We start from the raw sequence: 1,065 nt of genomic DNA on the forward strand, positions 1-1,065 counted from the left end.
AATCCTTTATGGCCAGATTTTTCGGGTTGGTGTTCATTTAGCTTCTTGTAAATTACTGCAAAGGTAAACAGTTCATGAGAATTCTGTCATGCTTTTGCCATGCTACCAAAGCTTTTTACCACAGCCATCTGGGGCAAATGATCCTGCTCGGGTTATTCAACTTGATACCCAGAACCACTTCGTGCGTGTTGGCGCTGACACGCTTTAGTGGAGAAGTGGTAATATCCTGTGAATAGCTGATATCGATTAGGTGGTTGACATAAATTCCTGCCATAGCTGCAATGGCGTCCTGGTGCCTGTAGGTTATTCCTGTCCAGAAACGCTGTTCATAACTAGCCTTCAAGTTTGCGTCAACGGCCGTTAGTCCTCCTTCGGCAGTCTTTATCATAAAAGAAGGAGTCATACTCACTGCATTTGACAGGTTAGCCCGGTACCCAGCGGTAAAATAATAATGTGGCTGCATACCGGCCCGCGGGTCCTTGTCAGGATAATGGTATTTATGGCTACTCTTGATTAGCTGTGTGCCCGAAACGCCTACATAGAAGTCTTTACTGTAGAGCCACATGCCTATGCCCAGGTCCATGTGCAGCTGATTCAGCATATCGCCATACATCAGAGGATCGTCTGGAGTCTGTACTACCAGTCTGTCCCTGTCTATGTGGTATTGCATAATACCCGTTGATAAACCGGCAGAAAGAATTGTTGATTTAGCGATGGGCAGGTGGTAGGCATAACTGATGTTAAGTGACGAGGCCCGAAGCAATCCGGCTTTATCTACCTGCGCTATAGCGCCGACACCATGGTGTGGTTTTACATAGAAGCGGTTATTTTTGTTGGCTGTAGTCTTTTTGGTGATTCCTCCTCCTTTTTTTAATCTCAAAGAAGGCGCATTTTTATCATGTTTATTGAGAGCGCCCTGTATGCTGGCATAAAAACTAACGGGGGCACCATCAATACCTAACCATTGACTCCTGTAACCCGTGCGTACGTCCGCGTAGCTTTCGATACCCGCCACGGCCGGGTTTATCAGATAATTGTTCTGCACGTATTGCGTGTACTGAGGAC

The 1,065-nt window shown here is 46.4% G+C and carries 1 protein-coding gene; it reads right to left on the reverse strand.

All coding sequences use genetic code 11. The features are described 5' to 3' along the window. Positions 1 to 115 precede the first annotated feature (115 nt). Positions 116 to 1,065: PorP/SprF family type IX secretion system membrane protein (locus OB13_RS16610; RefSeq protein ID WP_461491300.1), on the reverse strand; the 950-nt coding region annotated here is incomplete at its 5' end.

The sequence above is a fragment of the Pontibacter sp. HJ8 genome (genome assembly GCF_054824225.1).